The 20786-nt window shown below is 60.9% G+C and carries 18 protein-coding genes; 10 read left to right on the top strand and 8 right to left on the bottom strand.

Translation table 11 applies throughout. The annotated features are described in order from the left end of the window. The first annotated feature begins 2 nt into the window (after positions 1 to 2). Complete coding sequence (poxB, locus tag QU606_RS17355; protein ID WP_150294016.1) at positions 3 to 1727, top strand: ubiquinone-dependent pyruvate dehydrogenase; 1725 nt, start codon at positions 3 to 5, stop codon at positions 1725 to 1727. Positions 1728 to 1782: 55 nt separating this feature from the next. On the opposite strand, the gene QU606_RS17350 is transcribed toward poxB, so the two are convergent. Continuing rightward, on the bottom strand, positions 1783 to 2340 hold the full coding sequence (locus QU606_RS17350; protein ID WP_024075114.1) for an NADPH-dependent FMN reductase: 558 nt from the start codon (positions 2338 to 2340) through the stop codon (positions 1783 to 1785). Between the two features lie 227 nt (positions 2341 to 2567). Between QU606_RS17350 and QU606_RS17345 the strand changes: the two genes are divergently transcribed. Then, positions 2568 to 2804 (top strand): hypothetical protein, encoded by a 237-nt coding sequence (locus QU606_RS17345; RefSeq protein ID WP_027606489.1) that lies wholly within the window; start codon positions 2568 to 2570, stop codon positions 2802 to 2804. A gap of 63 nt (positions 2805 to 2867) precedes the next feature. On the opposite strand, the gene QU606_RS17340 is transcribed toward QU606_RS17345, so the two are convergent. Further along, entirely contained in the window at positions 2868 to 3212 is a 345-nt protein-coding gene (locus QU606_RS17340) for a hypothetical protein (RefSeq protein WP_041161183.1), read from the bottom strand. Between the two features lie 103 nt (positions 3213 to 3315). Further along, positions 3316 to 3762, bottom strand: coding sequence for a type II secretion system major pseudopilin GspG (gene gspG, locus QU606_RS17335; RefSeq protein ID WP_069075859.1), 447 nt, complete (start codon positions 3760 to 3762; stop codon positions 3316 to 3318). A 153-nt stretch (positions 3763 to 3915) separates the two neighbouring features. On the opposite strand from gspG, the gene QU606_RS17330 reads away from it, so the two are divergent. Then, positions 3916 to 4824 carry a LysR substrate-binding domain-containing protein gene (locus QU606_RS17330; protein WP_069075858.1) on the top strand — a complete coding sequence of 303 codons (909 nt, stop codon included), beginning with the start codon at positions 3916 to 3918 and terminating at the stop codon, positions 4822 to 4824. 90 nt (positions 4825 to 4914) lie between these two features. On the opposite strand, the gene QU606_RS17325 is transcribed toward QU606_RS17330, so the two are convergent. The 5 genes from QU606_RS17325 to QU606_RS17305 all read right to left on the bottom strand — a co-directional run bounded on the left by QU606_RS17325 (position 4915) and on the right by QU606_RS17305 (position 9952). Further along, positions 4915 to 5469 (bottom strand): GNAT family N-acetyltransferase, encoded by a 555-nt coding sequence (locus tag QU606_RS17325; protein ID WP_041160917.1) that lies wholly within the window; start codon positions 5467 to 5469, stop codon positions 4915 to 4917. A 20-nt stretch (positions 5470 to 5489) separates the two neighbouring features. Continuing rightward, complete coding sequence (locus QU606_RS17320) at positions 5490 to 7745, bottom strand: Orn/Lys/Arg decarboxylase N-terminal domain-containing protein (protein ID WP_024075108.1); 2256 nt, start codon at positions 7743 to 7745, stop codon at positions 5490 to 5492. Positions 7746 to 7837: 92 nt separating this feature from the next. Continuing rightward, a complete protein-coding gene (dnaQ, locus tag QU606_RS17315) occupies positions 7838 to 8572 on the bottom strand; it encodes a DNA polymerase III subunit epsilon (RefSeq protein WP_168233117.1) in 735 nt (244 codons plus the stop codon). 82 nt (positions 8573 to 8654) lie between these two features. Further along, complete coding sequence (rnhA, locus tag QU606_RS17310; RefSeq protein ID WP_024075106.1) at positions 8655 to 9107, bottom strand: ribonuclease HI; 453 nt, start codon at positions 9105 to 9107, stop codon at positions 8655 to 8657. Positions 9108 to 9193: 86 nt separating this feature from the next. Beyond that, complete coding sequence (locus tag QU606_RS17305; RefSeq protein ID WP_024075105.1) at positions 9194 to 9952, bottom strand: class I SAM-dependent methyltransferase; 759 nt, start codon at positions 9950 to 9952, stop codon at positions 9194 to 9196. A 65-nt stretch (positions 9953 to 10017) separates the two neighbouring features. On the opposite strand from QU606_RS17305, the gene gloB reads away from it, so the two are divergent. From gloB to QU606_RS17270, 7 genes are all read left to right on the top strand, one after another. After that, entirely contained in the window at positions 10018 to 10785 is a 768-nt protein-coding gene (gene gloB, locus QU606_RS17300) for a hydroxyacylglutathione hydrolase (RefSeq protein ID WP_024075104.1), read from the top strand. Positions 10786 to 10883: 98 nt separating this feature from the next. Next, positions 10884 to 12296, top strand: coding sequence for a lytic transglycosylase domain-containing protein (locus QU606_RS17295; protein ID WP_150294008.1), 1413 nt, complete (start codon positions 10884 to 10886; stop codon positions 12294 to 12296). 211 nt (positions 12297 to 12507) lie between these two features. After that, positions 12508 to 14337: an extracellular solute-binding protein gene (locus QU606_RS17290; RefSeq protein WP_150055978.1), complete on the top strand. Its 1830-nt coding sequence runs from the start codon at positions 12508 to 12510 to the stop codon at positions 14335 to 14337. Further along, positions 14334 to 16166 carry an extracellular solute-binding protein gene (locus tag QU606_RS17285; RefSeq protein ID WP_024075101.1) on the top strand — a complete coding sequence of 611 codons (1833 nt, stop codon included), beginning with the start codon at positions 14334 to 14336 and terminating at the stop codon, positions 16164 to 16166. Before QU606_RS17290 ends, QU606_RS17285 begins: the two co-directional genes overlap by 4 nt. Continuing rightward, positions 16167 to 17243 carry a microcin C ABC transporter permease YejB gene (locus tag QU606_RS17280; RefSeq protein WP_024075100.1) on the top strand — a complete coding sequence of 359 codons (1077 nt, stop codon included), beginning with the start codon at positions 16167 to 16169 and terminating at the stop codon, positions 17241 to 17243. Between the two features lies 1 nt (position 17244). Then, complete coding sequence (locus QU606_RS17275; protein WP_024075099.1) at positions 17245 to 18264, top strand: ABC transporter permease; 1020 nt, start codon at positions 17245 to 17247, stop codon at positions 18262 to 18264. A gap of 1 nt (position 18265) precedes the next feature. Next, positions 18266 to 19861, top strand: a complete 1596-nt coding sequence (locus tag QU606_RS17270; RefSeq protein WP_150294002.1) for an ABC transporter ATP-binding protein — start codon at positions 18266 to 18268, stop codon at positions 19859 to 19861. The last annotated feature ends 925 nt before the right edge of the window (positions 19862 to 20786 follow it).

Here is a 20786-nt window from a genome sequence, read left to right as displayed (position 1 = left end):
TCATGGCGAAAATCAACCTGGCCCAACAACTGGCGACCACCCTTGAGCAGGCGGGCATCAAGCGCATCTGGGGCCTGACCGGCGACAGCCTCAACGGCCTCACCGATGCGTTGCGCACCATGGACAGCATCGAGTGGATGCACGTTCGCCACGAGGAAGTCGCCGCATTCGCCGCCGGTGCCGAAGCGGCGGCCACCGGTGAATTGACGGTGTGCGCTGGCAGTTGCGGGCCGGGCAACCTGCATTTGATCAATGGCCTGTTCGACTGTCATCGCAACCATGTACCGGTGCTGGCGATCGCGGCCCAGATCCCGTCTTCCGAGATTGGCCTGAACTACTTCCAGGAAACCCACCCCCAGGAGCTGTTCAAGGAGTGCAGCCACTTTATCGAGCTGGTGACCAACCCTGAGCAAATGCCGCACGTGCTGCACCGTGCCATGCGCTCGGCGATCCTCAATCGCGGCGTGGCCGTGGTGGTGATTCCGGGGGATGTGTCATTGCTGGAAGTCGAGAACACGCTCAAGCCCTGGCCGGCCCTGCATGCACCCCGCACCTTGCCAGCGGAACAAGACCTGCAGCGCCTCGGCGAAATCCTCGCCAGCAGCCAGAAAGTCACCCTGCTGTGCGGCAGCGGTTGTGCCGGCGCCCATGCCCAAGTGGTGGCGCTCGCCGACGCCCTGGGCGCACCGGTCGTACACGCCCTGCGCGGCAAGGAACATGTGGAATGGGACAACCCATTCGACGTGGGCATGACCGGCCTGATCGGTTTCAGCTCCGGCTACCACGCCATGCTCGACTGCGACACGCTGATCATGCTCGGCACTGACTTTCCGTACCGCCAGTTCTACCCCACTGACGCGAAAATCATCCAGATCGACCGCAACCCGCAGGCGCTGGGGCGTCGCGCCACCCTGGACCTGGGCATCGCGGCGGATGTGAGCGAGACCATCGGCGCACTCCTGCCGCGCCTGACCCGCAAGACCGATCGCAGCTTCCTCGAGACCTCCTTGAAGCACTACGAGAAAGCTCGCCAGGGCCTGGATGACCTGGCGCAACCGTCCAAGGCCGGCCGGCCGATTCACCCGCAATACGTCGCGCGCTTGCTCAGCGAGCTGGCCGACGACGATGCGATCTTCACCGCCGATGTCGGTTCTCCGACCGTGTGGGCGGCGCGCTACCTGAAAATGAACGGCAAGCGCCGCCTGATCGGCTCGTTCAACCACGGCTCGATGGCCAACGCCATGCCCCAGGCCATCGGCGCCCAGGCCGCCTTCCCCGGCCGGCAAGTGATCTCGATGTCGGGCGACGGGGGTTTTGCCATGCTGATGGGCGATTTCATTTCATTGGCGCAACTGAAGTTGCCAGTGAAAGTCATCGTGTTCGATAACTCGTCGCTGGGTTTTGTCGCCATGGAAATGAAAGCGGCCGGCTATCTGGATGCCGGTACCGAGCTGAAAAACCCGGACTTCGCGGCCATGTCCAATGCCATGGGCATCCTGGGGATTCGCGTGGAGCAATCCGAAGACCTGGAACCGGCCCTGCGCCGCGCCCTGGCCCATGATGGCCCGGTGCTGGTAGACGTGGTCACCGCCACGCAAGAGCTGGTGATGCCGCCGAGCATCAAGCTGGAACAGGCCAAGGGCTTCAGCCTGTACATGCTCAAGGCGGTCATGAGTGGACGGGGGGATGAGGTGATCGAGTTGGCGCGGACCAACTGGTTGCGCTGATCCAGTACTGTGAGAGGGGGCAAGCCCCCTCCCACATTGGATAATCAGTGCCGATTCAAGCGCTCTGTTTTTCTACCCATTTGCCGTAGGCATCGATAAACGCCTGCAGGAACGGCTTGGTCTTTTCCGATACCGCGCCAGCGTCATCGAACACATTGCCAGCCCCACCCAGATAGGCTTCCGGCTGCTGCATGCACGGCACATCGAGAAACACCAGGGACTGGCGCAGATGGTGGTTGGCGCCAAACCCGCCAATTGCCCCTGGCGAGACGCTGATGATCGCCCCCGGCTTGCCGCTCCAGGCACTTTGCCCGTAAGGGCGCGAACCCACGTCAATCGCATTCTTCAACGGGGCGGGCACGGAACGGTTGTATTCCGGGGTTACGAACAGCACCGCGTCGGATGAACGTACCTGTTGACGGAAAGTACTGTAGGCTGCGGGCGGTGATGCCCCGTCGATGTCCTCGTTGTAGAGCGGCAAATCGCCAATTTCGACAATTTTCAATGTGAGGTTGGCTGGGGCCAGTTCGGCCAAGGCCAAGGCGACCTTGCGGTTGATCGACTCTTTTCTCAAGCTGCCAACCAGGACGGCAATCGTGTAGACCTTGCTCATTGAGGTTTTCCCGACGTCTGACTAAAGGAGCTTGTAGTTATAGAGTCTTCGCGGCGGGTTCACCAGAGGGTTTTGATAATCCCCAGGCGTTTGCCTCGTAGCTCCTTACGTAGGACGCATCTGAAAACATCAGCGAATAGTATTTTTTTTCAATAGGTAAACTACCCCGCTCTACGACGGTCTACAGAACCGAAAATCGAGTGTTTATCTCCAGAGGTTCTAAACAGATGGCAGCAGTATTAGTCGGACAGTTTCATGCCAGAGACGCAGAAGGACGTGTGTATTCGGTGCATGAGTTCCAGGAATCCAACCCGGCGCAAGGCGACCTGGCTGGCTCGGCACCCACCACCACCTACAAGCTGGCCATTGGCGACCGTGTAGAGAAACTGGAAGGCGATGAATTCAAACTGATCCAGTCGGGGACCATTATCGTCCGCGAATCGCAAACCACCCTCGCCTCATAAGATTGATCACCCGAGCGTACCTGCTCAGTCCTGGCCATTGACGGCATTGACTGGGCCGGGCGATCACGGACGGCGAATCTCCGTCACTTCAATCCCCTGATCCCCCTCGATCTGCTTGAGCGTCACCATCAGTTGCCCTTTCTCGCCCTCAACGGCATACATCAAGCGCTGGTAGCCCGGCGAGCCGTACGCGGGATACGCCACCACCTGCCGCACCAGCGTGACGCCCAATATCGCCCCGACTTGTTCGCTCACCTGTTCCTGGGAACGGATAAAGGCAACCCGTGCAAGGCTTTCGGGCGTGGCGTCATCGTGATTACTGAAAAGATAAGCGGCCACGCACCCCACGGTCACCAGGACCAGCAGTTGCCTGGCCGTTACCCCGAGGAATTTCGTGGGCATCGGCATTTGAGACCAGACCTGTTTTTGTTGTAAGTACCGGGTAACCGGCATTGGTCGTTAGTGATCAGACGAGCCATTCTAATCAGGTCGATGGGTAATGCCAGATGAATCAGTTGGCTCCGTAGGTAATATCCTTGTTATCCCCGACACCGCCCAATGTCCGGTCCTTGCCGAATGAGAACAGATCGAACGAGACCTGGGGCTGGCTCGGCGGAAAGTGGTACTGATAGGCAACCCCCCAGGGATCGTTCAGCAGATCCTCGTCGATGTAAGGGCCCTTCCACTTCACCTCGCCTGCAGGCTGCTGGACAAGCACCTCCAGGCCTTCCTTATCTGTCGGGTAGCGCCCCGTGTCGTTATGAAACTGTTCGACAGCCTTGCCCAACTCGGCGACCTGGGCCTTGGCCGTGGCAATTTCCATCAGGGTCACCTCCCCAAACAGCCGCGGCCCCAACGCCAGGGCCAGCAAGCCGATGATGACCAGTACTACCAGCACCGCCCACCGCGTAAAGCCGCGATGGGTGCGCAAATTGCCGACTGCGATTGCTACAGGCATCGTGAGCACCCCCTTGTCTCTCGGTTGATACGCTCGTTATATGACCTGCTTGTTGCAGTTGCGCAAGGCCAACGTTAGTCGACGCGAATCAACGTTCACGCTGTTTTTTGACAGGCCATTGAATCCCTGCACGGCTGACCCTAGACTCCGGCCATGCGTTTACGTCATATCGAAGTGATTCAGGCTATCTTGCAGACCGGACACCTCGGCACGGCCGCCGAATGGTTGCAACTCCCCGTGGGCGATGTGGACGCCACGCTCAAGGATGCCGAGCAGCAAATGGGTTTCATGCTGTTTGCCAGTGTACGCGGGCGCCTGCAGGCAACCCGGGAAACCCTGGAACTGCAGGCCGAAATCGCCCACCTCTATGAAGCGCTGGAGCCCATACAACGCCTGGCCAGCCGCCTGAAGCACCATCACGCCCCCACACTGCGCGCCCTGTGCACTCCGCCGCTGGCCAACCAACTGTTGCCGCAAAGCATCGCGGTGCTGCGCCGCCGCTTCCAGGACACGCCGTGCAACCTGTCGAGCCAGCCGACTCGGGAGATTGTCAGGAGCCTGTTGCTGCATGAAGCCGATGTGGGCCTGAGCCTGCATGACCCGGAACACCCACAAATCCAAAGCACCGTATTGGCCCAGGGCAAGCTGCAACTGCTCGCGCCCCATGGCTGGCTGAAACCCAAGCAGAAGTACATTGCGCTACAGGACCTGGCCGGGCAGTCGATGATCGGGCTGGAAGGCCAGGACCCGCTGAGCCGCCTGCTGGACGCCAAGCTGCAAGCCTTGCGCCCGCTGCCGGTGGTGCAGACGCGGGTACAGACCTACCAGATGATGCGCAGCATGGTGGAGGCCGGTGAAGGCCTGGCGATTGTCGATCCGTTCACCGCATTCGGTGCGCGGGAGGCCGGGCTCGATACCTGCCCGGTGTCGCCGCCGATCCTGGTCAACCTGTACGCACTGACACTCAGGGATGGCGCAACCTCACCGGCGTTGAATGCATTGCTGGAGATTGTCACGCAGAAAGCCGAAGGCCTTCTCTCTGGCGAGGCAAAACCCCTGTAGGCGCGAGCTTGCGCGCGAAGACCTGCAACGCTGGCGCAGGCAGTCAGGCTTAACGCGACGCCGGTGTGTTTTTCGCGAGCACGTTCGCGCCTACTGCTTGAACAACCGGTACCAGAAAATCGCCACCTCCCGGGTTTGTGGGTCGATGCCGCGATAACGCAGGTGGTCGATTCCGCCCATCACGTACCCACAGCGCTCGTACAGCCGGCAGGCACCGAGGTTGTTGTTCTGGGTTTCGAGCATCATGCCCGGCAGGTTTTTCTTGCGGCTCCAGAACTGCGCCACGTCCAGCAGGGCCTTGGCCACCCCATGACGGCGGGCGGGCAAGGCCACCGCCAACTCGTCGACATGGGCAAAGCCATTCCAATTGGTACTGACCACGATATGCCCCACCGCACGGTCATCCAGGAAGGCCATGAAGATCGCGCTGTCCGGCGCATCGCGAAAGCTGGCGAACTCTTCCGGGTCGATGCCATAGCACTTGCGGTACGGCAAGATACGCTCCACGGCCCATTGATCGACCCGCTTGCCCATCTCGGGCACACCATAGGCGCTGACCTCAAAACTGAAATCATTGCCCCATACGTAGGCATCGAAGCCTTCGTCGGCGACCCGCACACTGAGCCCTGGATACTTCGGGTTCATTACAGCTTGCATAAACATCCTTAACCCTTGATGCAATCGACGGTGTAACAACGGCCGTTGCCGTCATCTTCGTGTTGCAATCCATGAACATCCGCGACAAACCCAGGGAAACTGCTATCAAATGTCCGGGCAAACGCCAGGTAGTCGATGATCGATCGCGTCGATTCGGTAAAACGCTCGCCCGGCATAATCAATGGAATACCCGGCGGATAAGGCACCAGCATCACGGCTGCGATGCGCCCTGGCAAGGCATCAATGGAAACCGCCTCCACTTCCCCCTTCACCAATTGGTCGTAGGCGTCGGCCGGTTTCATCGCGATTTCCGGCAACACCGTGTACATCCTCTTGAGGTGCCTGGCAGTGGCATTGCTACGGTAACAGGCGTGCAATTGATCGCACAGGTCGCGCAAACCCAGGCCTTGATAACGGGCGGGGCCTTGGGCAAACACCGAGGGCAGGCAACTGGCCAGGCTGATGTTGGCGTCGTAGCTGCGCTTGAACTCCAACAATTCGGTGAGCAAGGTACTCCATTTGCCTTTGGTGATCCCCATGGAAAACAGGACCAGGAACGAATACAAACCGGTCTTCTCCACCACCAGCCCACGCTCCCAGAGAAACTTGCTGACCACGGCTGCCGGGATCCCGCAGTCGCTCAACGCGCCACCGGCGTTGAGGCCGGGCATGACCAATGTCACTTTGATCGGGTCCAGCAATACGTAATCTTCAGCCACGTCACCAAAACCGTGCCAATCATCCTCAGGCTGCAACAGCCAATCCGCCGTGGCGACGCGATCGATACCCGCTACCGAGGGCGGCTGCCAGATGGAAAACCACCAGTCCTCGGCTGCAATATGCTGGCGCAGGTTGGCCAGGGCACGTCGGAAGCTCAGGGCCTCGTCAAACATTTCCTGCAACAGCGAGCGCCCTGCGGGCCCCTCCATCATCGCCGACGCCACGTCCAGCGAGGCGATGATGCTGTACTGCGGCGAAGTGGAGATATGCATCATGAACGCTTCATTGAAACGGTCGCGGTCCAACTGTCGTGCGCCGCCGTCCTGCACATGAATCATCGAGGCCTGGCTGAACGCCGCCAGCAATTTGTGCGTGGAGTGAGTGGTAAACACCAGCGGGCTGTCGGGGGTTCGCGAAGTGCCCATGCCGTAGCGCCCGGCGAAAAACTCGTGAAACGCCGCGTAGGCGTACCAGGCTTCGTCAAAGTGCAGCACCTCGACACTCCCGCCCAATTGCTGCTTGATCAGCTCGGCGTTGTAGCACAGGCCGTCGTAGGTGGAGTTGGTGACCACAGCCAGCTTCACTTTCGCTGGGCGGCCACGGGTCAGCGGGCTGGCGTCGATCTTGGCGCGGATCGACGCGGGGCTGAATTCGCTGAGGGGGATCGGGCCGATGATGCCCAGTTCGTTGCGCTCCGGGCACAGGTATAGGGGGATGGCACCGGTCATGATGATCGAATGCAACACCGACTTGTGGCAGTTGCGATCCACCAGCACCAGGTCATCGCGACCGACCATCGAATGCCAGACGATCTTGTTGGCGGTCGACGTGCCGTTAATCACGAAGAACGTGTGATCGGCGCCAAAGTTGCGCGCGGCGCGGGCTTCGGCTTCGGCCAAGGGCCCGGTGTGATCCAGCAGCGAACCCAGCTCCGGCACCGAGACAGAAAGGTCCGAACGCAGGGTGTTTTCCCCAAAGAACTGATGGAACGCCTGCCCTACCGGGCTCTTGCGATAGGCCACGCCGCCGCCATGGCCTGGCGTGTGCCAGGAGTAATTGGAGTCGGCGGTGTGCTGCACCAGGGCTTTGAAGAACGGCGGCAACAGGCCATCAAGGTAAGTACGCGCCGCGCGCGCGACCTGACGGGCGAGAAACGGCACGGTGTCTTCAAACAGGTAAAGGATGCCGCGCAGTTGATTGAGCTCACTCATCGCATCGGCCGGTGCATTTTCCAGGGTGACTTGCTCGCCCAGGGCAAAGATCGGCAGGTTGGGCGCCCTCACCCGCGCCAGGCGGATCAGCTCGACCATGTTTTGCAGCAAGTGGGTATTTTCCCCGGCGCCTTCGGCAGCAATCAGCATGCATGCCAGGCCGTGATGGGTAGACGCCACCAGCCGGCCTTCGGCGTAGTCCACCGCGGAAAAGATACTGAACCCCTCTTGTTCCAACTCTCTGGCGATGCCTCGAACCCGGTCACCGGCAACGGTGTCGGCCTTGATGTCGCGGTGCACGATAAGGACGGGAAACTTCAGGTCTTTATACATGAGGGCTTGTAGTCCTGAGGGCTATGCACTCAAGGGTAGAAGCTCGGGGACGATCTTGCGAACGTCCTGTGCGGGAGCGAGCAAGCCCGCGCCTACATCAGCTGGGTCCACAACGCCGGCGCACCCGCCGACTTTGCAATCGCTTCCAGCCGCGCCGCGTGCTCGGCCAAGTCCTGCTCGCTGGCGCGGATGATTGGGGTTGGCTTGCGATCGGCCGGCAGACGGCGGATTTCCGAAGGGCGGTTGCCCGAGCCTTCCGCCGAACCGGCACCATCGGAGGCGTTGCCAGCCAGGGACAGGCTGGTCTGCCCGCCGGTCATGGTCAGGTAAACGTCGGCGAGAATCTCGGAGTCGAGCAAGGCGCCGTGCAGTTCACGGCCGGAGTTGTCGACGCCATAGCGTTTGCACAAGGCATCGAGGCTGTTGCGCTGCCCAGGATGACGCTCACGGGCCATCATCAAGGTGTCGAGGATCGTGCAATGCCGGGAAATATCCGCACGGTCCGTCTGCCCCATCAGGGCAAATTCGTTATTGATGAAGCCGATGTCGAACGCCGCGTTATGGATGATCAGCTGTGCGCCGTTGATGAACTCGAAGAATTCATCGGCCACTTCGGCGAAACGCGGCTTGCCCTTGAGGAATTCATCGGTGATGCCGTGGACGCCAATCGCGCCTTCGTCACTTTCCCGGTCCGGTTGCAGGTACACATGGAAGTGGCGACCGGTGAGGCGACGACCCATGAGTTCGACACAGCCGATTTCAATGATCCGGTGGCCGTCGGTCACCGGCATGCCGGTGGTTTCGGTATCGAGTACAACAGATCGGATGGCCATCAGGGTTCAGCTCTCAACGGTGTGGTATGCAGTGTGGTGTGAGTCAACGTGGGCGATGTTAACACGTCAGCCAGCCTCAGCTCTGCTTGTAGCCGCGCACTTCATCGACACCACGGTTGGCCAGTTGGTCGGCGCGTTCGTTGCCATGATGGCCGACGTGCCCACGCACCCATTTCCAGGTAATGTTATGGCGATTGCATTGCTCATCCAGCAATTGCCAGAGGTCGGCATTTTTCACCGGCTCCTTGGCGGCGGTCTTCCAGCCACGCTTCTTCCAGTTGACCATCCATTCGTTGATGCCCTTCATCACGTATTGCGAGTCGGTCACCAGCAGCACGTCGCAACGACGCTTGAGTTCTTCCAGCCCACGGATGGCGCCCATCAGCTCCATGCGGTTATTGGTGGTGTTGGCTTCGCCGCCCCACAGTTCCTTCTCCACGCCCTTGCACACCAGCAAGGCGCCCCAGCCACCGGGACCGGGGTTGCCCTTGCAGGCGCCATCGGTGAAGAGTTCTACGCTATCGGTCATCGGTTGCATCCATCAAGACGGGCTGCCGGCCATCGGCCGACAGTATCCCGAGGCCGAGTGACCCGGCCTGAAATCAAAAAAGAGTTTTACGGTTCGCTTTGCTTGCGATTGACCTTGGCCATCGGCATCGGCACCAGCTTGCCCATGGGCTGGCGTAGCACCTGGCGTACCGGGCGCAGCCCCACCACGATCTTGCGCGCCACCAATAAATAGAAGCCGCCACCCGACAATTGCCAGGCACCCGCCCGACGTTCCCAGCCGGCCAGGCGGCCCTGCCACTTGGTCGACGCCAGCGGCGGACGATAGCACCCGAAGCGGCGTTTCTCCAGCGCGAAGCCCAGCAGGTTCAGCCAGTCACCCACCCGTGACGGCGAGATACAGCGTGCCTGGCGCAGCCCGTCATGGGCGAATACATGCCGCAGGCCCCAGCTGCTCCAGGGGTTGATCCCGATAATCAGCAAATGGCCGCCTGGACGCACGGCGCTGGCGGCTTCACGCAGCAGGCCGTGGGGCGACAGGCAGAAATCCAGGCCATGCTGCAACACCACCACATCGGCGGCGTGCTCGCTCAACGGCCAGGCCTGTTCCTCGCAGACAATCTCCACCCCCGGCAACGGCGCGCCCAGGCGTACATTGCGTTGCACCTGCGGCGCGGCAGGCGGCGTCTGGGCCGAGGGACCGTAATGCACCAGGTAACCACCAAAGAACCGCCCCAGCTCGTCCTCGAGCATGCGCCGTTCCTCGTCCAGCAAAAATTGCCCGATCGGACCCGACAGCCACTCCCGGGCTGCGCTGATCAGGGCCAGCCATTCAGGATCGGCCTGGGCGAACGCTTTATCAGTCATTGCATTCTCCAACTCGCCTAGACGTTCTAAGATGCACCAATGTGTTCAGCTTGGCGAATCAAAGAATGATACAGATCAGTGCCCTACCCGCCTTCACCGACAACTACATCTGGCTGTTGCAGGACCCACATACCCACCGTTGCGCCGTGGTCGACCCCGGCGATGCCGCTCCCGTACTGGCCTGGCTCAAGCAGAACCCCGAGTGGCACCTCAGCGATATCCTGGTCACCCACCATCACCATGATCATGTCGGCGGCGTGGAGCAGATCAAACGTGTGACCGGCGCCAAGGTCTATGGCCCGGCCAACGAGCAGATCCCGGCGCGGGACGTCGACCTGCACGATAACGACCGCATCAGCGTACTGGGCTGGGATTTCGACGTGTATGCCGTGCCTGGCCATACCCTGGGGCACATCGCGTTTTATCACCCGGGCGTGCTGCTGTGTGGCGATACCCTGTTCGCCGCCGGCTGCGGTCGCCTGTTCGAAGGCACACCCGAGCAGATGCACGCCTCGCTTGAGCGCCTGGCGGCCCTGCCCGCCGACACGTTGGTGTACTGCACCCACGAATACACACAAAGCAACCTCAAGTTTGCCCAGGCCGTGGAACCGCACAACCGCGATATCGCCGAACGAGTGGAAAGCGTCAACCAACTGCGCGCCCGTGGCGAGATCACACTGCCTTCCAACCTGGCCCTGGAAAAGCGTACCAACCCCTTCCTGCGCACCTCTGAAACATCCGTTAAACAAAAAGCGGACGAACGGAATGGTCGCGACAACCGCTCTGGGGCCGAGGTATTTGCTAGCTTGAGGGCATGGAAAGATAAGTTCTAAGCCAACGCAATCTGATACGTAATTTCTGAATGGTTGACCGGAACCAAAGCGCTTTCTAGAATCGCCCGACATTTTTGCCCGGAACTTACTTCCAGCCAATGTCGTCATCTACTCGTAAATCCAACCATTCAGACGCATTGACCCGCCTGGCTCAAGCCGTGGCGGTGGCTGTCTCCGCAACTCTGGCGGGCTGCCAATCGACAAATTTCGCTGCACAATCCACCGTGCAACCCAAACCGAATCTTGCTGCCAAGATCAAGCAAAAACCTATCTGGCTTTCAGAGAAGCCCAGCCCCGAAGCCCCCCAGGATGTCTGGGAGCGCATGCGCCGGGGCTTTCAATTGCAGGACGGCCTGGGCGTCAACCCGCGCATCGAACAGCAACGCCTGTGGTTCGCGAGCAACCCTTCCTTCCTGGAGAACGCCGGCGAACGCGGCAGTCTCTACATTCACTACATCGTCGAACGCCTTGAAGAACGCAACATGCCCCTGGAACTGGCGTTGCTGCCAGTGATTGAAAGTGCCTACAACCCAATGGCCTATTCGCGCAGCGATGCGGTTGGCTTGTGGCAGTTCATTCCCTCCACCGGGCGCTACTTCAACCTGCGCCAGACCCGCGCCTACGACGGCCGCCGCGACATCACCGCCTCCACCACCGCCGCCCTGGACTACCTGACGCGCCTGCATGACATGTTCAACGGCGACTGGCTGCTGGCCCTGGCGGCGTATAACGCCGGCGAAGGCACGGTAAGCCGGGCCATCGAGCGCAACGAAAAGCTCGGTTTGCCGACGGACTACTGGAACCTGCCCCTGCCCCAGGAAACCAAGGACTACGTGCCCAAGTTCCTGGCGCTGTCCCAGGTGGTGCTGGCCCCGGAGGCCTACGGCGTCAACCTGAACCCGATCGCCAACACGCCGTATTTCGAAGTGGTTGAGGTCAAGCAAAGCATGGACCTGTCCCGGGTCGCGGCACTGGCCGAGATCGACGAAGACGAACTGTTCCAGCTCAACCCGGCGCTCAAGCAACGCACCACCCTGGATGGCCCGCAGCATCTGCTGGTACCCAGTTCGAAGGCACAATTGCTCACCAGCACGCTTTCGACGATGAAGCCGGAAGAATTGCTGGCGATGCGCCCTAAGAAGCAGGTGTTCGACGAAGTCGAGAGCACACGGGTGGCCGGCCGTACCCGCACCTACAAGGTACGTACGGGCGACAACCTGACGCTGATCGCCAAGGCCAACAAGGTCGACGTACACGACCTGCAACGCTGGAACAAGCTCAATGGCCAGGCCCTCAAGGTCGGCCAGACCCTGGTGATGCAGGACACGCGCAAGCTGGTCGCCAAGGCCGACAGCAAGAAGCCTGTGCAATACAAGGTCAAGAAAGGCGACTCGCTGTACATCGTCGCCAAGCGCTTCAACGTCGAGATGCAACATCTCAAGCGCTGGAACCCACGCACTGGCCAGGCGCTGAAGCCGGGGCAGATGCTGGTGGTTTCCGGGCCGCGCTGATACCTCAAGAACACTGTAGAACCAATGTGGGAGGGGGCTTGCCCCCGATAGCAGTGTGTCAGCCACCCGATTCATTGGCTGATCCACCGATATCGGAGGCAAGCCCCCTCCCACATTGGTTCTCCAGTGTTTCCAACCGGCTTTTTCCAACCGGAACAAGCTGTTACTGTACCGAGCTTAAAGCCCAAGCCGCCTGGATCGGATCTCTGACTTGAAGCGACCCCTCCTTCTACTAATAAGTCTGGCCTTGAGCTTTGCTGCGAATGCGACGATTACCGAGAGTCACGGTTACACGCAGTTCGGCACGCTCAAGTACCCAGCCAAATTCACCCACTTCGATTGGGTAAACCCCGCAGCGCCGAAAGGCGGGACGTTGCGGGTCATGGCTTTTGGTACGTTCGATACCCTCAACCCCTACACCTTCAAGGGCTCAAGCCCGGTCTCCACGCCCAACTTCCTGCAATACGGCGTCAATGAGCTGAACGAGCCATTGATGGTCGGCACTGGCCAATACGCGCCCTCCGGCGATGAGCCCACCTCCAGCTACGGCCTGATTGCCCAATCGGTGGAGTACAGCGAGGACCGCAGTTGGGTGGTGTTCAACCTGCGCCCCCAGGCACGCTTCCACGATGGCAAGCCAATCACTGCCTATGACGTGGCGTTTTCCTATCGCACCCTGCTGACCGAAGGCCACCCGCAGTACCGCACCAACCTGCAGGAAGTGGCGCGAGTCGACATCCTCAATCGTCACCGCATTCGTTTCGTGTTCAAGCGCGCCGGCAACCCATTGCTGATCCTGCGCCTGGGCGAGTTACCGGTGCTGCCCCAGCACTACTGGAAAAATCGGGATTTCAAGGCCACCACCTTCGAGCCACCGCTGGGCAGCGGGCCGTACCGCATCAGCAAGGTCACCCCCGGGCGGCAACTGGTGTTCGAGCGGGTCAAGGACTACTGGGGCAAGGACCTGCCGGTCAACCAAGGCTTCTATAACTTCGACAAGGTCGAGGTCGAGTTCTACCGCGACAGTGACGTGGCCTTCGAAGCGTTCAAGGCCGGCGAGTTCGATATCTATATCGAACACCAGGCCAAGAACTGGGCGAATGGCTACAACTTCCCGGCCGTCAACCGCGGCGACGTGATCAAGGCGCAGATCGCCCACCAGATCCCGACCCAAAGCCAGGGCCTGTTCATGAACACCCGGCGCCCGACCTTCAGCCAGACCAAGGTGCGCGAAGCCCTGGGGCTGATGTTCGACTTCGAATGGACCAACCGAACGTTGTTCAGCAGTGCCTACAAACGCACCTTGAGTTACTACCCCAACAGCGAATTCTCGGCCACCGGCGTTCCGGTCGGGCATGAATGGCTGATGCTCTCGCCCTACCGCGACCAGTTGCCAGCCAACCTGTTGACCCAACCGTTCAGCCTGCCCCAGACCGATGGTCGCGGGATCCCGCGCGAGACCCTGCGCCGTGCCCTGGCCCTGCTCGGCGAAGCCGGCTGGAAGCTGTCCGGCCAACGGTTGCTCAATAAGGATGGCCAACCGCTGCGCTTTGAAATCCTGCTGGTCAACCCGAACCTGGAGCGCATCCTGCAGCCCTATGTCGAGAACCTGATCAGTGTCGGCATCGATGCACGCCTGCGCACGGTTGACCGAGCGCAATACAAGCAACGCCTCGATCAGTTCGACTTCGACATGATCCTGATCACCCTCAACCAGACCCTCAGCCCCGGCCTCGAACAGTGGCAGTACTTCCACTCCAGCCAGGCGACGATCAAGGGCAGCAAGAACTACGCAGGCATCGCCAACCCGGTGGTCGACCATCTGCTGGAACAACTGCTGGCCGCGCAGACCCGCGAAGAACAACTGGCCGCCGGCCGGGCCCTGGACCGGGTCCTGCTCTGGCAGCACTACAGCATTCCCAACTGGTACCTCAACTATCATCGCTTGGCGTACCGCAACCGGTTCGCCTTTGTCACCACGCCGCCCTATACCCTGGGCCTGAGCGCGTGGTGGCTGAAAGCTTCGGAGAAAGCCCAATGATGTCTTTGCGTACTGCACTGCTCGGCAGCCTGTTGCTGTGCACTGCGGCCAATGCCGCCCCGCAACATGCGCTGACCCTCTACAACGAACCACCCAAATACCCCGCCGACTTCAAGCACTTCGACTACGTCAACCCGGATGCGCCCAAGGGCGGTACTTTCCGCGAGTCCGCGATGGGCGGTTTCGACAGCCTCAACCCCTACATCAGCAAGGGCGTGCCAGCGGACAACCTGCCGCTGATCTACGACACCCTGGCCATGCAAAGCCTGGATGAGCCCATCACCGAATACGGCCTGGTGGCCGGCAAGATCGAGAAGGCCCCGGACAACAGCTGGGTACGCTTCTACCTGCGCCCGGAAGCGCGCTTCCACGATGGCCACCCGATCCGCGCCGAAGACGTGGTGTTCACCTTCCAGGCCCTGATAAAAGACGGCTCGCCGCTCTACCGCACCTACTACGCCGATGTCGACGAAGTGGTCGCCGAAGACCCGCTGCGCGTGCTGTTCAAGTTCAAGCGCACCAACAACCGCGAATTGCCGCTGATCCTCGGCCAATTGCCGGTACTGCCCAAACATTGGTGGGCGACCCGCGACTTCACCAAGGGCAACCTGGAAATTCCGCTGGGCAGCGGGCCGTACAAGGTGGCAGAGGTCAAGGCCGGGCGCATGATTCGCTATGAGCGGGTCAAGGACTACTGGGCCAAGGACCTGCCGGTCACCAAAGGCTTCTACAACTTCGATAACCGCATCACCGACTATTACCGCGACAGCACGGTATCCCTGGAAGCGTTGAAGGCCGGGCAGTTCGACTACTGGCTGGAGTTCAGCGCAAAGAACTGGGCCAACGCCTACAACATTCCCGCAGTGGCCGAGGGTCGGTTGATCAAGGAAGAAATCCCCAACGGCAACCCCACCGGCATGCAGGGCTTCGTGTTCAACACGCGCAAGCCCATGTTCCAGGACGTGCGCGTACGCAAGGCCATCAGCCTGTTGCTGGACTTCGAGTGGAGCAACAAACAGCTGTTCAATGGGGCTTACACCCGTACCCGCAGCTACTTCGAAAACTCGGAAATGGCGGCCACCGGCTTGCCCGGCCCGGACGAACTGGCGATCCTCGAACCGCTGCGCGGCAAGATCCCAGCCGAAGTCTTCACCCAGGCGTTCGAACCGCCCAAAACCGACGGCAGCGGCATGATCCGCGCCCAACAGCGCGAGGCTTACCAGCTGTTGCAGGAGGCCGGCTGGCGTATCGTCGACGACAAGATGGTCGACACCACGGGCAAACCGGTGACCATCGAGTTCCTGCTGGCCCAGACTGAATTCGAGCGTATCCTGCTGCCGTTCAAGCGCAACCTGGCAGACCTGGGCATCGACCTGGTGATCCGCCGGGTCGACGTCTCCCAGTTCGTCAACCGTATCCGCTCGCGGGATTTCGACATGCTGGTGGGCAGCTTTCCGCAGTCCACTTCACCTGGCAACGAACAGCGCGAATTCTGGAAATCCTCCAGCGCCGACAAGCCCGGCAGCCGCAACTACATGGGGCTCAAGGACCCGGCCGTCGACCAACTGGTGGAAGAGTTGATCGACGCCGACTCGCGCAAAAGCCTGATCGCCCACGCCAAGGCGTTGGATCGCGTGCTCCAGTTCGGCTACTACGTGATCCCCAATTGGCACATCAAGACCTTCCGCGTGGCGTACTGGGACCATCTTGGCCACCCGAAAGTCTCGCCGCGCTATGACGTCGGCACCTCGACCTGGTGGGCCAAACCCGACAAAAAACCTGCGATCCCCCTGAATACGAGCGCCGATCCGGCGAGCGGAGGCGATTAAATGCTGGCCTACATTGTTCGCCGCCTGTTGCTGATTATCCCCACGCTGTTCGGGATCCTGCTGATCAACTTCATCATTATCCAGGCCGCCCCAGGCGGCCCGGTGGAGCAGATGATCGCCAAGCTCGAAGGCTTTGAAGGCGCTACCAGCCGCATTGCCGGCGGTGGTGCGGAGGTGTCGGTTGCCGGCTCCAGCAGCTACCGCGGCGCCCAGGGCCTGGACCCGGCGCTGATCAAGGAAATCGAAAAGATGTACGGCTTCGACAAGTCGGCGCCGGAACGCTTGTGGATCATGGTCAAGAACTACGCCCGGCTGGACTTTGGCGACAGTTTCTTCCGTGACGCCAAGGTCATCGACCTGATCAAGGAAAAAATGCCGGTGTCCATCTCCCTCGGGTTGTGGAGCACGCTGATCATGTACCTGGTGTCGATCCCCCTGGGGATCGCCAAGGCCACGCGCCATGGCAGCCACTTCGACGTGTGGACCAGCTCGGCCATCATCGTCGGCTACGCGATCCCGGCGTTCCTGTTTGCGATCCTGCTGATCGTGGTGTTTGCCGGCGGCAGTTACTTCGACTGGTTCCCCCTGCGCGGGCTGACCTCCAACAACTTTGACGAACTGAGCTGGGGCGGCAAGATCCTCGATTATTTCTGGCACCTGGCATTGCCGATTACCGCCCTGGTGATCGGCAACTTCGCCACCATGACCCTGCTGACCAAGAACAGTTTCCTCGACGAAATCAACAAACAGTACGTGGTCACCGCCAAGGCCAAGGGGCTGACCAACCACCGTGTGCTCTATGGCCACGTGTTCCGTAACGCCATGCTGCTGGTGATCGCCGGCTTCCCGTCGGCGTTTATCGGGATTTTCTTCACCGGCTCCTTGCTGGTGGAAGTGATCTTCTCCCTCGACGGCCTGGGCCTGATGAGTTTTGAAGCGGCGATCAATCGCGATTACCCGGTGGTCTTCGGCACGCTGTTTATCTTCACCCTGCTCGGGCTGGTGGTGAAACTGATCGGCGACCTCACCTACACCCTGGTCGATCCGCGCATCGACTTCGCCAGCCGGGAGCATTGAGATGAACCTATCCCCCCTCAATCGCCGCCGGTTCGAGCGGTTCAAGGCCAATAAACGTGGCTGGTGGTCGCTGTGGCTGTTCCTGATCCTGTTCGTATTGAGCCTGGGCGCCGAGTTGATCGCCAACGACAAACCGCTGGCGGTCCATTACGACGGCGACTGGTACTTCCCGGCACTCAAGCGCTACCCGGAAACCACCTTCGGCGGTGAATTCCCCCTGGAGGCCAACTACAAGAGCCCGTATATCCAGGAACTGCTCAAGACCAAGGACGCCTGGACACTGTGGGCGCCAATCCCCTTCAGTTACCAGAGCATCAACTACGACCTGAAAGTCCCCGCCCCCGCGCCCCCCTCGTCGATGAACCTGTTGGGCACCGATGACCAGGGCCGCGACGTGCTGGCGCGGGTGATCTACGGCTTCCGCGTGTCGGTGCTGTTCGCCCTGACCCTCACCGTGCTCAGCTCGATCATCGGCGTGATCGCCGGAGCCCTGCAGGGCTTCTATGGCGGCTGGGTCGACCTCGCCGGGCAACGCTTCCTGGAGATATGGTCCGGCTTGCCGGTGCTGTACCTGCTGATCATCCTCGCCAGCTTCGTGCAGCCGAACTTCTGGTGGCTGTTGGGGATCATGCTGCTGTTCTCCTGGATGAGCCTGGTGGACGTGGTACGCGCCGAGTTCCTGCGTGGGCGCAACCTCGAATACGTACGCGCGGCCCGAGCGCTGGGCATGCAGAATGGCGCGATCATGTTCCGCCATATCCTGCCCAATGCCATGGTCTCGACCATGACCTTCATGCCGTTCATCCTCACCGGCGCCATCGGCACCCTCACCGCCCTGGACTTCCTCGGGTTCGGCCTGCCGGCCGGTTCGCCGTCCCTGGGGGAACTGGTGGCCCAGGGCAAGTCCAACCTGCAGGCACCGTGGCTGGGCATGAGCGCGTTTGCCGTGCTGGCAATCATGCTGAGTTTGCTGGTGTTTATCGGCGAGTCCGCTCGCGATGCCTTCGACCCGAGGAAATGAGATGAATCAGGACAATCTGATCGAAATCCGCGACCTCTCCGTCGAGTTCGTCACGGGCGAGCATCACCACCGCGTGGTCAACAACGTCAGCTTCGATATCAAGCGCGGCGAGACCCTGGCGCTGGTCGGCGAAAGCGGTTCCGGCAAATCGGTGACCGCCCACTCGATCCTGCGCCTGCTGCCCTACCCGCTGGCACGGCATCCGTCCGGCACCATCAAGTATTCCGACCAGGACCTGCTGACCCTCAAGGAAAAAACCATCCGACACATTCGCGGTAACCGTATCGCGATGATCTTCCAGGAGCCGATGACCTCGCTCAACCCCCTGCATTGCATCGAGAAACAGATCAACGAAGTGCTCGGCCTGCACAAGGGGCTGACCGGCAAGGTCGCCACCCGACGCACCCTGGAACTGCTCGAACTGGTGGGCATCCCCGAGCCGCACAAGCGCCTCAAGGCCCTGCCCCATGAACTCTCCGGCGGCCAGCGCCAACGGGTGATGATCGCCATGGCCCTGGCCAATGAACCGGAGTTGTTGATTGCGGACGAGCCGACCACGGCCCTCGACGTCACGGTGCAGTTGAAGATCCTTGAACTGCTCAAGGAGTTGCAGGCACGGCTGGGCATGGCCTTGCTGCTGATCAGCCACGACTTGAACCTGGTGCGGCGCATCGCCCATCGCGTGTGTGTGATGCAGCAGGGTTGTATTGTCGAGCAGGCCGATTGCGAGACGCTGTTCCAATCGCCCCAGCACCCCTACACCCAGGAACTGCTCGCCGCCGAACCCAGCGGCGGACCGGCCAGCACGGCGATCGGGCCGCCCTTGCTGGAGGTCGACGACCTCAAGGTGTGGTTCCCGATCAAGAAAGGCTTTTTGCGCAACACCGTCGATTACGTCAAGGCGGTGGACGGCATCAACTTCAGCCTGCCCCAGGGCCAGACCCTGGGCATCGTCGGCGAAAGCGGCTCAGGCAAATCCACCCTGGGCCTGGCGATTCTGCGCTTGATCGCCAGCAAAGGCGGGATTCGCTTCGAAGGCCAGCAACTGGACACGCTCAGCCAACAGCAAGTGCGCCCATTGCGCCGGGAAATGCAGGTGGTGTTCCAGGACCCATTCGGCAGCCTGAGCCCGCGCATGTGCGTCAGCGAGATCGTCGGCGAAGGCTTGCGCATCCACAAGATGGGCACGCCTGCGGAGCAGGAGGCGGCGATTATCGCGGCGCTCAAGGAAGTCGGGTTGGACCCGGACTCTCGGCATCGGTATCCCCATGAGTTCTCGGGGGGCCAGCGTCAACGCATCGCCATCGCCCGCGCGTTGGTGCTCAAGCCACGCCTGATTTTGCTGGATGAGCCGACGTCGGCACTGGACCGAACGGTGCAGCGGCAGGTGGTGGAGTTGTTGCGTAGTTTGCAGGCCAAGTACAACCTGACGTATCTGTTTATCAGCCATGACTTGGCGGTGGTGAAAGCGCTGAGCCATCAGTTGATGGTGGTCAAGCATGGGCAGGTGGTGGAACAGGGGGAGGCGTCGGCGATTTTTGCTGAGCCGCAGCATGCTTATACGCGGCAGCTTTTGGAGGCGGCGTTTTTGGTTTGACCGGGGGGGGATTGCGGTTGCTGTGGTAATGGTTACTGGCGGGTTGGTGTACATATCCGTTGCTGCGGTAACGGCGGCTGGCGGTTCCGCCCTTACGGCGGGTCACTTTTGGAAAAGAGCCCCAAAAGTAACCAAAAGGGCTCCTGCCCCACCACTCGGTGCCTCGCCTAGGCTCGGCATGCCCTCACTCCGGCTTGAATCCGTGGGCCGCCGTCATGGGCCATCCCTGGCCCAGGACGGCTAACCCGGCGTCCTGCCGGGTTACCCACGGATTCAAGCCTACGTTCGGCCAGCGTGGTTTAACGGGGCGCCTAAGATCAAGATCAAGATCAAAAGCCAGAGCAAAGCCAGAGCAAAAGCAGGATGAAGTCTACCTACCCCATGGAGATCTCTGACCTATACAGATCCAAATGTGGGAGGGGGCTTGCCCCCGATAGCGCTGGGTCAGTCAACAAATAAGTGACTGACACTCCCTCATCGCGGGCAAGCCCCCTCCCACACTTAACCGAGTACACCAAGCACAACTCCGGTCGGCTCCAAGACAGCAAAAGACAGAGCAAAACCAGGCCGAGGTCTACCTGACCTATGGAGATCTCTGACCTGTGGAGATCCAAATGTGGGAGGGGGCTTGCCCCCGATGGCGGTGGGTCAGTCAACAAATAAGTGGCTGACACTCCCTCATCGGGGGCAAGCCCCCTCCCACATTCCCAACCGAGTACACCAGCCGTGGGTAACCCGGCAGGACGCCGGGTTAGCCGTCCTGGGCCAGGGATGGCCCATGACGGCGGCCCACGCTCCAAAGCCGGAGTGAGGGCACACCGAGCCTAAGCGAGGTGCCGAGTGGTGGGGCACAAACCTTTTGGTTACTTTTGGCTGGGCCGGCATCCCGGGCGTTTGCCAAAAGTGACCCGCTGTAAGAGCGGAA

Source organism: Pseudomonas sp. OVF7 (genome assembly GCF_030644265.1).
GTDB classification, from domain to species: Bacteria; Pseudomonadota; Gammaproteobacteria; order Pseudomonadales; family Pseudomonadaceae; genus Aquipseudomonas; species Aquipseudomonas gorinensis.
The sequence above is the reverse complement of the archived record's forward strand: the minus strand, read 5'-3'. Positions and strand labels throughout refer to the sequence as shown.